Source organism: Corynebacterium dentalis (genome assembly GCF_900232865.1).
GTDB classification, from domain to species: Bacteria; Actinomycetota; Actinomycetes; order Mycobacteriales; family Mycobacteriaceae; genus Corynebacterium; species Corynebacterium dentalis.
On sequence record NZ_OCTS01000004.1, the window covers coordinates 98,172 to 113,074 of the forward strand.

General features: G+C 57.1%; 15 protein-coding genes. 3 read left to right on the forward strand and 12 right to left on the reverse strand.

The genetic code is table 11. The features are described 5' to 3' along the window. Positions 1-40: 40 nt before the first annotated feature. Positions 41-2,116, forward strand: a complete 2,076-nt coding sequence (locus tag CS919_RS04880) for an acyl-CoA dehydrogenase family protein (protein WP_099298383.1) — start codon at positions 41-43, stop codon at positions 2,114-2,116. 152 nt (positions 2,117-2,268) lie between these two features. Continuing rightward, complete coding sequence (locus tag CS919_RS04885) at positions 2,269-2,484, forward strand: PspC domain-containing protein (protein ID WP_099298384.1); 216 nt, start codon at positions 2,269-2,271, stop codon at positions 2,482-2,484. A gap of 28 nt (positions 2,485-2,512) precedes the next feature. Here CS919_RS04885 and CS919_RS04890 read toward each other — a convergent pair whose 3' ends face one another. Further along, on the reverse strand, positions 2,513-4,597 hold the full coding sequence (locus CS919_RS04890; protein WP_099298385.1) for an NADPH-dependent 2,4-dienoyl-CoA reductase: 2,085 nt from the start codon (positions 4,595-4,597) through the stop codon (positions 2,513-2,515). 40 nt (positions 4,598-4,637) lie between these two features. Here CS919_RS04890 and CS919_RS04895 point away from each other — a divergent pair, with 40 nt between their 5' ends. Then, entirely contained in the window at positions 4,638-4,976 is a 339-nt protein-coding gene (locus tag CS919_RS04895; protein ID WP_099298386.1) for a hypothetical protein, read from the forward strand. Positions 4,977-5,079: 103 nt separating this feature from the next. Here CS919_RS04895 and CS919_RS04900 read toward each other — a convergent pair whose 3' ends face one another. The 11 genes from CS919_RS04900 to CS919_RS04950 form a co-directional block, all read right to left on the reverse strand. Beyond that, the gene (locus CS919_RS04900) at positions 5,080-5,961 is read right to left on the reverse strand and encodes a PRC and DUF2382 domain-containing protein (protein ID WP_099298387.1); all 882 of its coding nucleotides are present in this window, start codon (positions 5,959-5,961) and stop codon (positions 5,080-5,082) included. A 357-nt stretch (positions 5,962-6,318) separates the two neighbouring features. Further along, the gene (locus CS919_RS04905; protein ID WP_099298388.1) at positions 6,319-7,599 is read right to left on the reverse strand and encodes a glycosyltransferase 87 family protein; all 1,281 of its coding nucleotides are present in this window, start codon (positions 7,597-7,599) and stop codon (positions 6,319-6,321) included. Positions 7,600-8,679: 1,080 nt separating this feature from the next. After that, positions 8,680-9,243 (reverse strand): phage protease, encoded by a 564-nt coding sequence (locus tag CS919_RS04910; RefSeq protein ID WP_099298389.1) that lies wholly within the window; start codon positions 9,241-9,243, stop codon positions 8,680-8,682. Positions 9,244-9,256: 13 nt separating this feature from the next. Further along, positions 9,257-9,637 carry a DUF2190 domain-containing protein gene (locus CS919_RS04915; RefSeq protein ID WP_099298390.1) on the reverse strand — a complete coding sequence of 127 codons (381 nt, stop codon included), beginning with the start codon at positions 9,635-9,637 and terminating at the stop codon, positions 9,257-9,259. A gap of 11 nt (positions 9,638-9,648) precedes the next feature. After that, a complete protein-coding gene (locus tag CS919_RS04920; RefSeq protein WP_099298391.1) occupies positions 9,649-10,539 on the reverse strand; it encodes a major capsid protein in 891 nt (296 codons plus the stop codon). Beyond that, positions 10,539-10,772, reverse strand: a complete 234-nt coding sequence (locus CS919_RS04925; protein ID WP_099298392.1) for a hypothetical protein — start codon at positions 10,770-10,772, stop codon at positions 10,539-10,541. Before CS919_RS04925 ends, CS919_RS04920 begins: the two co-directional genes overlap by 1 nt. Before the next feature lie 526 nt (positions 10,773-11,298). Beyond that, a complete protein-coding gene (locus CS919_RS10635; protein ID WP_143341755.1) occupies positions 11,299-11,685 on the reverse strand; it encodes an excisionase family DNA-binding protein in 387 nt (128 codons plus the stop codon). Then, a complete protein-coding gene (locus tag CS919_RS04935; RefSeq protein ID WP_099298394.1) occupies positions 11,672-12,049 on the reverse strand; it encodes a WhiB family transcriptional regulator in 378 nt (125 codons plus the stop codon). The genes CS919_RS10635 and CS919_RS04935 overlap by 14 nt, the downstream gene beginning before the upstream one ends. A gap of 503 nt (positions 12,050-12,552) precedes the next feature. Further along, entirely contained in the window at positions 12,553-12,741 is a 189-nt protein-coding gene (locus CS919_RS04940; protein WP_099298395.1) for a hypothetical protein, read from the reverse strand. 14 nt (positions 12,742-12,755) lie between these two features. Next, complete coding sequence (locus CS919_RS04945) at positions 12,756-12,944, reverse strand: hypothetical protein (protein WP_099298396.1); 189 nt, start codon at positions 12,942-12,944, stop codon at positions 12,756-12,758. 43 nt (positions 12,945-12,987) lie between these two features. Further along, complete coding sequence (locus CS919_RS04950) at positions 12,988-14,436, reverse strand: DUF3631 domain-containing protein (protein WP_099298397.1); 1,449 nt, start codon at positions 14,434-14,436, stop codon at positions 12,988-12,990. Positions 14,437-14,903 lie beyond the last annotated feature (467 nt).

Genomic DNA, 14,903 nt, shown 5'->3' on the forward strand with positions numbered 1-14,903 from the left:
TTCCGTGCTTTAGGGTGCACATGTGGATAACATGGGGTATATGTCACAAGAAAACTCTGATGTAACGCAGACTACTGCTGAAACTTCCAAGGGAACGCCTGCTCCAGAAACGCTGTCGAACACTCCAGATCCTGATCTGGCTAAGGAAGTTGCCCGTGACTTCCAGTTCGTTCTCGACGGCGAATTCCCCGAGACTCGCGACAAGATTCGCGAGATGCTCAACGTCGAGGAGATGCTCCCCTCCTTCGGCTTGTCTCTGGAAGAGTCTCGCGCCAACATCACCGGCAAGCTCCAACAAGTCATGGAGTCCGGCCTGCCTCGCGGAGTCTTTAAGGAAGAGCAGGGTGGCACCGGAGAAACCGGCCCTTCCCTGACCTCCATCGAGATGCTGGGTCACGTTGACCTCTCCCTGATGGTCAAGGCCGGCGTGCAGTGGGGACTGTTCGGTGGCGCCGTGGGCAACCTCGGCACCGAGCGTCACCAGCAGATGGTGACCGACCTGATGAACTTGGATGCCCTCGGCTGTTTCGCCATGACCGAGCGCGGACACGGCTCCGACGTGCAGTCTTTGGAGACCACCGCTCATTACGACCCAGAGACCAAGGAGTTCATCCTGAACTCCCCTACGGCCTCCTCTGAGAAGTTCTACATCGGCAACGCTGCTCGCGATGGCCGTTGGGCAGCCGTGTTCTGCCAGCTCTACACCAAGGATTCCGAGGAATCTAAGGGCGTGCACTGCATCCTGGCCCGTATCCGAGAAGACGACGGATCCCCCGTAGAGGGCGTGCGCATTGGCGACCACGGCTTCAAGGGTGGCCTGGCCGGTGTGGATAACGGCACCATGATGTTCGATAACTACCGCGTGCCTCACGAGGCTCTGCTGAACCGCTTCGCCGATGTGGATGAAGAGGGCAACTACTCCTCTCCTATCGAGAACTCGAACCGTCGCTTCTTCACCATGCTGGGCGCACTGGTTCGTGGTCGCGTGACCGTGGGTGCTGCTGCCGGATCCGCCGCTCGCACCGCACTGGACATCGCCACGACATACGCCAACCTGCGTCGCCAGTTCGCTTCTGACGATTCTTTACCAGAAAATAAGCTCATCGAACACCGCAAGCACCGCCTGCGCTTGATCCCAGCAATCGCGAAGTCCTACGGTTTGCAGCTGGCGACGAACAAGCTGATCTCTCGCGTTCACGAGCTGGATCAGTTGGGTATCGACCCAACCAACATGAGTGACAAGGAGCAGGCTGACCAGCGCGAGCTCGAGGCTCACGCCGCTGCTCTGAAGGCCGCAAACACCCGCCATGCCACGGACACTATCCAGGACATGCGCGAGGCCTGCGGTGGCGCCGGCTACATGGCAGAGAACTACTTGACCACGCTCAAGGGCGACTCTGACGTCTTCACCACCTTCGAGGGTGACAACATCGTCATGATGCAGCTGGCTGCCAAGGAGCTCATGACGGGCTTCGCCCGTGAGCTCGGCGGCCTCAAGCCAATGGAAATGGTGATGTTCGGTCTGGACAGCTTCAGCTCCCTGCTGCGCCGCCGTACCGCTGCGGACAAGCTCATCCAGAACCTGCAGGACACCTTCACCAACTCCGAAGAGACTTCCCTGTTCGACCCCGCATACCAGGTCAAGCTGCTCTCTGAGCGCGAGGACAACCTCATGATGTCCCTGGCTCGTCGCCTGCGCCAGGCCCGTGATCTGTCCGTGGAAGAAGCTGCCAAGGTTGTGGATCAAGCCCAGGATCACCTGCTGGCTGTTGCCGAGGCGCACGTGGATCGCATCGTCTTCGAGGCCATCCTGGACGGCGAATCTCACCTGCGCACCAAGCAGGGCGCGAAGGTCTTCGAGCAGATCCGCGACGTGTACTTCCTGTCCACCCTGCTGGAGAACGCCTCCTGGTACCTGGAGCAGAACATGCTCACGGGCACCCGCACCAAGGCAGCCCGCGCAGCGCTGAACGACCTCGTGGATTCTCTGGGTCCATGGTCGCAGACGCTGGTGGATGCCTTCGGCGTTCCTTCCCTGATGCGCGACACGATGCTGCTGGAGGACTACGACGAGATGGTTCCTCTGTGCGAGCGTCGGCCAGCAGGTTCCGCTTAAGGCCTAGGCCTCCGCTTCTCTAAATAGGAAGAACCCTGAAAAGCACCCTGAATGTTGCTTTTCAGGGTTCTTCTTTGCCTCAATCGGCCTAGCGTTGAGGAAGTATCGCAGCACTCAACGCAGAAACCTCCCCAACGAGAAGGAGACACCCCATGACCAACTACTACGCTTCCCAGTCCCCCGCCCCGCGCGGAAAGCTCCGCCGCAACACCCACAACCGGTGGATCGCCGGAGTCTGCTCCGGCTTGGCAGATTTCACCGGCCTGTCCCCCAACATGATGCGTCTGCTGTTTGTGCTTTCCTGCTTGCTGCCTGGGCCTCAGTTCATTTTCTACATCGTCGCGTGGATTGCCATCCCACGCGCCTAAAGGAACTTGGCCAGGGCAGGTGAGGCGCCTAGCCCATCGCCCGGGCCGTGAGCTCCTTCTGCAACTTCAGGTGCCACGGCAGTGGCTCCGGCGTGGGAGCCCCGTCCTGTGGCTCTAGCGCAGCAACGGCTTCAGTAGCTTGGCGGATGGCGCGCTTGGCGTCGAGCTCTGCGGCCACATCGGCACCGCCCACAATGCGGGCTTCAATACCTGCGGCCTGGACCTGGTCGAACAAGGTACGAACAGATTTCTGACCCGTGCACAGCACGATGGTGTCCACGTCCAGCACCTTGCTTTCGCCCTGGTGAGTGATGTGCAGGCCGGCATCGTCGATCTTGTCGTAGGTCACGCCCGTCCACTGATTCACGCCCTTGGCCTTGATGGACGCGCGGTGCACCCAGCCGGTGGTCTTGTTCAGGCCGCGGCCAATGTGGGAGGTCTTGCGCTGCATCAGGTGAATCTCCCGGCGAGCCTTATCCACCTCAGGCTTGGTCACGCCACCGCGCTTGTCACCGTCCACGCCCCATTCCCGCTGCCATTCTTCAAGGTCCAGCGTGGGCGACTTGTCGTAGGCCAGGAACTCCGAAACGTCCACACCAATTCCGCCCGCGCCGATCACCGCCACCTTGTCACCGGCAGTCTTTTCTCCGCTGAGCAGCTGCGCGTAGGTCACCACCTTGTCATGCTCAATGCCCTCGATGCCTGGCACACGTGGTGCCACGCCCGTGGCAATGATGACCTCCTCAAACCCGCGCAGCGCATCCACGTCGGCTCGGGTATTGAGCTCCAGCTTGATGCCTAGCTCTTCGATGCGGGTCTTGAAGTAGCGGATGGTCTGGCGGAATTCCTCCTTGCCGGGGATCTCCATGGCCAACGCGAACTGTCCACCAATGTGATCTTGGGACTCAAACAACGTCACGTCGAAGTTGCGCTCACCTGCAGAGACAGCAGCGGCTAGGCCTGCGGGACCAGCTCCTACTACGGCGACGCGGCGTCGGGAAGGAGAAGGCAACAACACCAACGAACGCTCATGGCACGCACGCGGGTTGACCAAACAGGACGCTCGCTTGTTTTCAAACGTGTGATCCAGACATGCCTGGTTGCAGGCGATGCAGGTATTGATAGCATCCGCGCGCCCTTCGGCGGCCTTTGTGACGAAGTCCGGGTCTGCAAGGAACGGACGCGCCATCGAAATGAGGTCGGCCTTGTCGTTGGCGATCAAGTCCTCGCCCGTCTGCGGGTCGTTGATTCGGTTCGACGCCACCACGGGGATATTCACGCTCTTGCGCACTTCGGCGGTGAATTCCGCGAAAGCTGCGCGGGGAACGCTGGTAACGATAGTGGGAACGCGAGCCTCATGCCAACCGATTCCGGTGTTGATGATGGTGGCGCCAGCGTCCTGCACTTCACCGGCGAGAGCCAGGATTTCCTCCGGGGTCTGGCCTTCGGGAACGAGGTCGATCATGGACAGACGGAACACGATGATGAAGTTTTCGCCCACAGCATCACGGACGGCCTTGACCACCTCGCGGGCGAAACGGCGGCGGTTTTCCGGGGTGCCGCCCCACTTGTCAGTGCGCTTATTGGTGCGCGGTGCGAGGAACTGATTGATCAGGTAGCCCTCGGAGCCCATGATCTCCACTCCGTCATAGCCAGCTTCTTGAGCCAGCTTGGCAGATTTGGCGTACTTGGAAATCTCCCGCTCAATGGCCTTTTCGGACAGCTCGCGTGGCTTGAATGGGTTGATGGGGGCCTGGATAGCCGAAGGCGCGACGTTCCACGGTGCGTATGCGTAACGACCAGTGTGCAGCAACTGGAGAGCGATCTTTCCGCCCTTTTCGTGCACTGCATCAGTGATGACGCGGTGGGCGCGTGCCTGGCGCTTGTTGGTCATCGTTGAACCAAAAGGCTTCACGACACCGCTGAACGAAGGGGAATAACCACCCGTAATCATCAGGCCAGCAGAAGCTCGGGCGGCAAAGAATGCTGCCTGATCTTCCACATAGTGCAGGCTATCCTCCAACCCGGTGTGCATGGAGCCCATGATCACGCGGTTTTTCAGAGTGGTGAAGCCGAGATCGAGCGGCTCGAGCAGATGCGGGTAGTCAACCATGTGAACCAGAATATCGGTTGTTGAGACATCGAGTGGCAGATTGTCGCGAAACCTTAAGCGCGCAGAAGCTTTCGGGGCTGCCGCACTGACCGCCGTCTCCCTGTCCGTTGCCGGAGCTGGCACTGCAGGGGCGGGCGCATTCCACGGTCGTTACACCGAACAGGAGTGCTACACCCAACAACCAGGCAAGGCATATTTTGAGCTTGGCACGTTGCGCTACAGCGAGACGATCGGAAACTGCAGCTTCCTCAAGACCGGCGACGCATACCGAGGAGCCAGCTCACCTAACGTGATAGTCATCGCCAACGTCACTTACCCCAACGGTGCGAACGCTGTGGCCTACACGGAAGATCCAACTGGCCTCTACCCCACGCGCTAAAAGCTAGCGGATCCTGCGGGGTTCACACAGCGAAAAGCCACTGACCAAACTTCTGATCAGTGGCTTTTACTGTGCCTAGCGAGTTGCTAAAGATCTTCGAGATCTAGCGACGATCGCTATCGATGTCTGCGTCGGTCTCGATCTGCTCCTTGGCAAGGGTCTCGGTGTGGCGCTCGGTCTCGGTGACCTGGTCCTTCTCGAGGGAAACCTTCTCCACTGGAACGGTGCGCTTGTTGACGTCCACGCGCTCTTCGTTCAGAACGACGGATGCCTCGTCCTCGCCGATTTCGTCGCGGAAGTTCTCTGCATCTGCTTCAGAGATAGGGGTGCGCTCCACGCGGACCTCTTCGCGAGTGACAGGAACCTCGACGGTCTCCTTGTCCTCGACGACGTACTTGCGCAGACGAGCCTTGCCGGTCTGAACCTGCTCCTTCTCTACGTCGAGCTGCTCTTCGGAACGCACGATGGAGTTGTCATCTGCAGCGCGGTCCGTCTCTACGCGGTCACGATCCAGGTCGGCGCGGCCGCGGTCAGTCTCAACGCGGTCGCGGTCCAGGTCTGCACGGTCGCGATCGGCAGCGGCGGTGGTACCAGCCACGCCCGCAGCCTCAGTGGTTCCAGCGTGACGCTCATCGCGACGGTCGTCAGCGACGTACTCGTTCTGGTCCTGAGCACCGGCGATACCGTAGTGCTCGAAGATGCGATTCTGCTCTTCAGGAGTCAGGCCCTCGTCAGCATTGACGTCCGGCGCATCCTTGATGCGATCCTTTGGGAATGCCAGCTGCAGGTCTTCGCCCTGAAGACGGTGTCCCTTCAGAGGAATCAGGCTTGAGGACATTCCGAAGAGGCCGTGCTTGACCTCTACGAAGGTTGGCTGACCGGAGTGGTCATCGACGAAAACTTCTCGAACGTCGCCCAGCTTCTCACCGTTGCTGTCAAAAGCGGTGGTGTTGAAGAGGTCGCGAATGTTGTTCTGAGTAGTCATGCTAAATCCCCTTTCTGCGGGAGAGTCGTTTGTTGGCCGTCGTCACCGGAGAGTTGCGCTTTATTTCAAGCCCTGCATCTCAACAACGCGGTGATCTCGAGCCTACGAATCCTCCCTGCTCAAGTCACAAATTCAGTAAATGAAATGGGCATTATTTACCCATTCGTTGGCAGTTACCCCCTTAGGTGCCTAATCTCACAAAATGCGCTCCACCTGCATTTTTCTCCGATCGCAACCCTGCGTTTTTATGCTTTCTTTGCAGCTTTGCAGCTAATTCCGGATACAAATGACAGGAAACTGCCAGATTAAATTCACCTAAAGTTCACTTCTGTACTTGGAAAATCGTTCAAAAGTTGCTCACTTCGCGGTTGAAAACTCGCGGTCTTCTGTTTCATCCCGTTGTTCTTTCCTATGCCAAGAAACGATCATCATCACGAGAGCAAACAGCCCGTACCCCACAACAATTGCCACCCCCTCCAAGATGAAGCTCTGCCTCCACAGGAAGATGTCCGAGCGATTAGGATGTGCCCAACCAAACGAGGCCATTATGTATTTGCTGTAGAACGGGATCATCGTTACTCCGATGAAACCCACCGCCAGCAGCGCTCCCAACTGTGAAAACAGCCATCCCCCCACGCCGTCCCAGCCCTGCTTGACCCGCAGCTTCTCCCATTTCTCGTTGATGAAACATGCAACGCACACGCACAGTGGAACCAGCCACACCCAATGGTGGAACCACGAAAACGGGGAAATTAGCACTGCCGTGAGTCCGGACAAAGCCATGGCAAAGGACTTGTTCCCCTGTTGCAGACTGCGCCGCACTCCCACCACGCAAAAGAAAACAACAATCCCAACAGCACACAGCCACAGCCCATTCGAGCCACCGCCGAGTTCCCTGAACAACACAGCCTTGATGGACTGATCTCCCGGATTGCTTTCCGCGCCAATGCGCTCGGAATGAAAGACAGAGTCGGTCCAGAATCTCCTGGCGTCTGGCACATAGATAAACCCCACAATCACCGTGCCGATGAACGTCAACACGCTCACGATCAATGCGCGCCAATTGCGCTCCAACAGGAAATTCAGACCGAAAAACGCCGGTGTGAGCTTCAGTCCAGCTGCCAGACCCACACCCACACCCGCCCACGGACGCTTGGCAGGGAGCAGATCGAGGGTCACCGACAGCATCAGGAAAAGATTGATTTGGCCGTAGTAGAACGTCCCCTTGATGGAATCGAGAGCGATCGACGCAAACGCGATGCCCGTTCCAATCGCCACCACTGGAACAGAAAATTCCACCTTCCGCTCGGCGAAAACGGCAAAGACCACGGCAAGCAGAGCCAGCACGCTCAAAAGCTGCCACACGGTTGCGGCAGTCACCAGCGGCCAGCGCGTGAGGAAGGAAAATACCGCAGCAGAAAATGGTGGGTATGTGAAGGGGAGATTACCGATAAAGGGAGCATCGTAGAGCTCCCGACCTGCGATAATTTCCTGCCCAGCCTGGTAATAAATGTCGAAATCCAGTGGCGGGCGCGCTCCCCACACGCGGTTGTTCGGGGCGTAACTTTCCACCTGAAACAGCCACATCAATACGGCACTGAGAGCCACAAGCCACGTTGTTTTACCACGCCACAGCACCGGCGTTCATCTCCTCACACTGCGCGCGTACAGGTGTCCGCGCAAGGAACAGATAAAACATTACGCCCAAAGGAAAAACCTCCACCCGATTACATCCGGATGGAGGTGAACTTCTTTTCTGCGAATTAAACGCCACACGGAGCCGCTTGCGAGAATCGAACTCGCGACCTTTTCATTACGAGAAAGTCCGTCTAGCCGTTATCGGGGTATGCACACCGCCATCCAGTTAGTCAAATTAGCTGGTCAAAAGACGTTCAGCGTTATCCATGAATTAGGCAAAGTTTTTCTATAGCGGACTGAGAGCGGACTGCCAGTTCGAGAGGATCACCTACTCATGATTCGGTAGCTGCGGAACAAACAACACCACGCACTCGCCGCCTCCCCATATCTCCACAACCCGGAATACCCGGCACACCCGGAACACCACAGGTCACAGCACTGTGAAATGTTCCACCCTGCGTAACAGCCCGGAACCGCACCCGGAACAACCCGCTAAGAACAACAGTCTCCATTGCGGGCATTTCAAGCCACAACCACAACACGATCCCAAAAGCCCGCAACAACCGTAATACCCGTAACAACACAGGTCAGAGCGTTACACCTAAACCGATATAGACCCCAAAACCCGTAACCAAACCCGTAACTTTGCACCGCGTGTAAAAAAACCTGACTGAGCGGGGGGCGGTGCTGAGACAGACGGCATACCCGCCTAAGATTTTCGCGTTAACGGGCGTTCTGCTGTAGAGGTTCTGGATTTCCCAGACCCGTACATGGTCTTAGCGTCTATGCCTACGGGGGTGGTGGTGCACGGTGGGAGGAGGTGGCCTCCCCTGGGTTGCTGCGAAGTCAGTTGAGTATTCCGCTGTTGAAACAAGATCATCAATTAGGCTCCGTTGGGGCTTCCTTGCCTGAACGGGATAGCGGTAGACCTCACAGTAAGGCTGCGGAGATGTTCAGCGTCTCCCACGCTCCGTAGCCACCACTCTGCACCCTGTGCTTGCCCGACCCATGAAACGCGAAAAAGCCCTCACACAGTGACCAATCGCTTGGTGTGAATGAGGGCTAGAGTGCCAGAGCAGTTTAGCTACGTACCCAACCAGCGGTCGTGTCATCGTCAGGCATGGATCGTCCGTGTCCTACTTCAAAGTAGGGAACCTTGTCGTTGTCCATGTTCCCGAGGCGGGCGCGTACCGTATCTGGGTCGTGCTGATATTCGAGTATCCAGTCTTCACGGCGGGCGGTTCCAATCTTGCCTAGCCGGATTGCTTGGTCTACTACTCGTTCAGCGTTGAGGCGCTGTTCCTGATTACGTGCTTTCATTCCGAGCTTCACAGCTTGGCTCATGTCTTCCCACACGTCACTGTCGATCAGTACCGGGCGGTTCGCTGCGGCTGCGGCTGCTACTTTTTCATCGGCCTGGTCTACTGTCTTCTCGATCTGTTCCATCACGGCGGTGAGGTTCGCAATGAACTTCTCAGCGGTGGTGTCAGGTTCGATGCCTAGGGTGTCACAGATCGTTTCCCACTGGTCTGCGGTGAACGTGACCCCCTCCCGGGGCGTGTCCTGTTGGGAGGGGGCGGGTGGTTGCTTCTCGTTCGGTGTCGCGGCGAATCGGGCGAAGATGCCCTTTTTATTGTTTGCCATGTGCGAGTCCTTTCTAGTGGTAGAGGCTGATGTAAGCGGTGTGGTCATCGACGGGCTGGAATACGTAGCCAATTGGCTTGCCGTCTGTGACCGCTGCTGCGGTTCCGGTTTCGCTTACCTGAACTTCCACACCGGGGGTTAGTGGAATATCCGTAGTGACCTGGACAACGCGGGACGCGCCACGTGCCAGGCCTACTAGTTCGCCCTGGTTCACGTCGTACTTGAACACACCAGCGACGGTGCTGGTGGTGTTCGCGGTGGTAGCTAGTGCCATGCCGTGATCATCGGTGTTGACGGTGAGGGTAGCGAAGGTGCGCCCCTTGATTGCTTTAGCCGCCGCTACAGTGATGTCACTGCCATCGTTGTAGAGGTCGTGTGCTTGATTTGAGTACATTCTTTTCTCCCTTAGTTAATGCCGGTGATTCGGCGGATAGCGCGTGGATTGGTCACACCCATGACTGGCATGGCGTAGGACTGAACCCACATTTGGCGGTGCTCTTCATCACGCCACGTGGTGGTGGTGAGCTGTTCTTCGTAGTCCACAAAGCCAACCTGTCCGGGGTCGACCATGTAGGCGGTTCCTGCTGGAATGTGGAGGCTGCTGAACAGTTCGAGGTCGAAGCTGTCGAGAACGTCTGCAAGGTCTTTGCCGTAGGCGGTTGCCAACGCGGCCTTTTCTGCTGGGTTTACGAGCACGAGCTTGTAGGTGATGCCTAGATCGTCCTTGTCGGCTGCGAGTTGCGCGGCGGCGAAATCGGCGGTGGGGCGGTCTGCTGACTTGGTGACACCTGTGGTGCCCTCGAAGTTCAGTGCGCCCCATGAGTGACCCTTGACCTCACCGTTGTCATCCAGTGCTGCAAGACCCGCTTCGAGGGTTTCGATTGCTCGCTGGTTGAGCTTTCGGGTGATGGTGTTCGACAGCTTGGTTACGTCATTGTCGAAGTCCACGGACTGGTTACGGCGGCGTGCTTCATCGGTGATGGCGAACTTTCCGCCAAAGTCCTGCACACGTGCCAGACGTGGTTCTGGTCGCTCTGAGTACACCACGGGGTATTCATCGCCCGGGGCGCGATCCTTTACGTCAATGTCGGTGTAGAGGTGCTTTTCGGTGATCTGTGAGTAGATCACGCCGCCACCCTGCACGGCCTGGCCGGAACCGGAAAAGACCTTATCTACGAGTAGGTTTGGTTCGATCAGTTCAGCGAGGCGTTCAGTAATCACCGTTGGGGCGTTGAGCGCCTGGTCGACCGTGATGAGGTTGCCGCTTTGCGCGAGGTGTCCTGGGTAGATAGGCATTAGTTGATCTCCTGAATGTTGAAGTTTTCTGCGTAGACGATGCCGTCGATGAGGCCTGAGTAGTACTCAGCGAGCCGTTCAATGCTGTCGAACCCTGGTTCGATCAGTTCGCCGCGCGCTACTGGGTGCGCGGCTGTGAAGCGATGACGGGTGTTTTCGTCGTATCGGTTCTTCTCGAGCTCTTGGATGAGTTCCGAGGCGGGCACGATGCGCCCTGCGTTAGTTCCTGACATTATTTTTCTCCTTTTAAATGAATGTGATCGTGGCGGGTTTCATCGAACCCAACCGCTTTGATTAATCGAGATGATCTTGTGGGCACTGCTAGCGGCTACCGGAGCGGTGCTGTAAAGGTCTCTGAGCGATTCGAGGGTGGTGATGGCCGGTGGTGTGACCCCCAGCAACGCCACGGCTGTTAACGCGAACCTGTGCGTGTTCCCCTGAGCGTCTTCCATGTCGAACACCCCCTCTAGCGACCTGTCTGGGTAGCTGTCGGGGAGGATGTCGGATAGCCACTGCGGTATCCCCTCAAAGTCGCCTAGAAGCGTTGTCCCCTTATCAGCGAGTCGTAACCGTGTGACCCTGCCTAGTGCTGGTTCACCGTCGAATCGTGGGTCTTCATGACCTAGTTTCAGCACCGGGTTTCGCAACCCCGGTGCGTGCTGTGCCGCTACTGCTGCGGCGAGGTCAGCGCGAGTGATGCTCACCCTGCCTGTTGAGGCATCCCACGTCCCCACTTTTGCCAATGGGATGCCGGTGTATTTAGTTTCTGTCATTCACATGCTGCTCCACTTCGAGCCGTTGTAGCCATAGCTTTCCGGCTCTCTTGTCCCCTGATAATTTCCCCTGAGCGACGAGTTGTCTCACGTGTCTATCGGATACGCCAATTAATTCTGCGGCCTCTGATGTGGATAATTCGTCGCTTATTTCATCATCCCAGTTTTCTATTGCGTTCCGCTGTTTCTGCGGATCTGCGGAAGCATTTTGTAGCGCTAGTCGTATATTTACTATTTCGGGGTGCACGGTTCCACCTCTGAGGTCTATTTCAGTTTCTCGGCGTTCTAGTATTGCTGCTACTTTTCGGGCGGCTTCTTCGGTAATGATTACCGATTTACCGGGAATGAGGAATACGTGGTTACTGATTGGCATGAGGCTTCTCCAGTGGATGGTTTCCGTAGGCTTTGCCCGCCCATATTCCGCGTTGCTGGCCGGATGGGAGGGCTTGGACTTTTTCGCGGCATTCGTTGATTACTGGGCAGGTTGCGCATAGTTGCTGTGCGCGGTGAAAACGGCGTTGGAATATATCGTCATGCTCACCGGTGCCTTGCTCATCGAAGTAGGGTGCCTGGCCTGCGCAGGCTGCTGCCCATAGGTCGATGGCGTAGATCGGTGTCCCGGCGTGGCGTTCTAATATGTCGTCGCTGCGTTTCTTTCGGCGGCGTTCTTCGCCTGTAGGTTCGGTGGGTAGTTCAACGATCCGGTGGGCGGTGAGCAGAATATTAGGGTCGGTCATTAGCCCTATTTTCTGCATTTACGCGGTGGATTGCTGAGTATTCGATGCCAACTATTCGGTGCGGTTCTCCACGTTGGTCGATTCGACGCGCCACGATACGGGCTGCGGTAGGCCACTTTTCCGGATTGTCTTCAAGGTGTGGGCATCGGCTAAGTACTAATTGTTTCCCTGGTGTCATTTACATTCCTTTTTGATAGTTTCGGTCGTTTTCTATTGCGTCGATCATTGCGTCGGATACGGCGGGTACGTCTCGTAAGTTGAGGTTGAATAAGAATTTTCCAACGCGGAGCTGTAAGTGCGGTTGTCCATTTTCGTCGTAAAAGGTTGCTACTGAAACGCTTGCTTTTGCGAGGTGTTGGCCGTTTCTTGTTCTGAGGTGTGCGCGGACGGATTGTGTGCCGTTGCGGATTGTTTGTCGTGTCATGTGTTTTGTTCTGGTTTGTAGGTGTGCCAGTGTGCTTCTCAGCTAGTGGCGGGGGCTTGTTGGTTGTCGACCTTTTGGGCTAGTCCCAGTCGATGCCCCACTTCTCGTCTACGACTTGGGTGAGCGTGTCAACGAGGGCGATTGCCTGGTCTTTGGTGAGGTCGTATGTGCGTGAGCCTCGGACGTGGAGCATCTGTGGTTTGTTCTTGGATGGTTCGATGATGATCGCTTCATCTCCACCGGCGTGGTTTGTTGCTGTGGTGATCATGGTTTCCTTTTCGTTTAGTTGTTGCGGTTCGGCCAGATTTCTTCGGCTTTGGCTTGGAGGCCTGCGATGAACTGGTCGACGTGTTCGGGTGTCATTTCGATGATGTTGGGTGTGGACATGAATAGTTTGTTTGGGTGGTTGCGGGATCGGTCGAGGATGATGTGTGCGGGGTTGTTGTAGCGGTTGTGTGCTTCGATACGCATGTGTTTCCTTTGGTTGGTTAGCTGAATGCTCGGGTGGGGGTTGTTAGTTTCGCGTGTAAAGCTGGTGGTTGACGGTGGTGACTAGTGCGGCGGCGGTGAGCCGTTCGAGGGCAGCGTGTACCTCCTGTTCGTCGCGGTTGATTCGTTGTGCGAGTGCGCGGTAGTTCTCAGCGTCGCATGGCGTCATGTCGGTGAGGATCGCCATATCGTCCTCGGATGGTGCCTCATGTGGGGTGGACTGTTCCGGGTGCGGTTCCGGGCTGTTACGCAGGGTGGAACAGTTTGTGACGCTGTGACCTGCGGTGTTCCGGGTGTGCCGGGCATTCCGGGTTGTGGGAATAAAGGGCGTGAGGTGTCGATCCCAGGCATCTTTCAAGCCCACCTGCTCCCCGCCTTCCTGGAACGTTGGATAGACCGAGAAGCCGCGAAAGGTCGTATTGCCTTCACGTATTTTCACAGGCTTGACCATGAACGGCCTGAGCATCTTCGAGACCTGAGCCGGTGTGATGCCCTCGCGTCCCATGTGCTGCCACTGCCCATCCTCCAAACAGTTCAACCCATCACACAGATCACGGGAACTCACAAACTCCCTACCGCTCATCACCGTCCGAATATCCTCGAGAAGCTGCACGCCCCGTGGGCGTTCCTCCATGCCCGGTTTCGTCACAAAGTAAGAACACGCCTCGCGGGCATAAGCTCCCCACTGCTGGCCTGCCACGTCGGCAATAGCGATAAGTGGTGACCAAATCTCAGCGGGTCGATCCTCAACACCCGGCGGCAACTCCGGTTCGTAGATGCTCAAATAGTCCTTCAACTCATCGGATGAAGACCACTGCTCGAAGAACTCCGTGAACTCTTCGGATTCACTCTCAGCGGCGCGGATTTGGAAAGGTTGAATCTTCTCCCCTGGTTTCCGCTTACGCATCTCAATGGCGATAGCGCGGGTCGTGATCGTATCCGGCATGTTCCCGGCGATACCTGCGAGAGCAACCGGGGCGAACGTGCGGAACGTCTTAATCTCGTTGCCGTCCCCCACACACCGTTCAGCGGTGCCGCCCTGCTTGTATCCCGAGTTGACCAGCCCGCGTAGCTCCTCCTGCTTGCTTTCTCCCCTACCGTTGAACATCGCGTCGGTCTCATCGAACAGGATCGTCGGCGGTAAGCCGTTGTCGTATCCTCTTTCAATACTGCGGAACAGCACGGCCGGGGTGGTGCTGTCCGTCCGTCGTGGCGCGTAGGTCACGTTCTCCAATAATTCCAGCTGCCTCGTCTTCCCAGACTGCGGTGTAGCGCTAGAAAAAATCAGCCTCGGTGTGACGTAGAAACAGGTCACCACCCACGTGTGCGCCGCCCATAAAGCCATGACGCGGGCTTCATGCTCTGACAAGTGGACGCTGTACTTGTTGATCCACGCGGTGAGGTTGTCGAGTGTTTCAGCGAGCGTGGCGCTAGCAGTTGGTCGTGGTTTGGTGATCGTTTTAACAGTGTTCATTGTCCCCCCTGGGTGTTGACTGGTGCCGGTAAACGGCCTTTCGTGATGAGCGGCTCTAGATGCCTCTGTAGTGGCATCTGATCCCCTGTATTCCCCCGGGGATGCCTCACCTTCATTTCGTCACTGTGACCCTGTGTGTGGCCGGGCTGTCCGGTTGCGCCAACCTGGGCGCGTTCGGTACGGTCACTTAGTAGTTGCCGATGGCTTTGCCATAGGTCGACAAGCTTTGACAGTAGTAGCGACGCTAAAAAGACGATCAGGATTCCCGCCCCGCCGTCTTCTAGCGTCGCTTTTGCTATGTCTGCCATTCAGTATTTTCCTCCCATGTGGACGTGTCCAGATGCTGCATGAGTGCGCACGTGGGGCATTGCTCTATCTCGGTGATTCCGAGTAGCCCAAAGTGCTCTTGTGTGACGTAGCGGCCTCGCTTGTACGTTTCCCCACAAAACGTGGTCATGTCCCCGTTG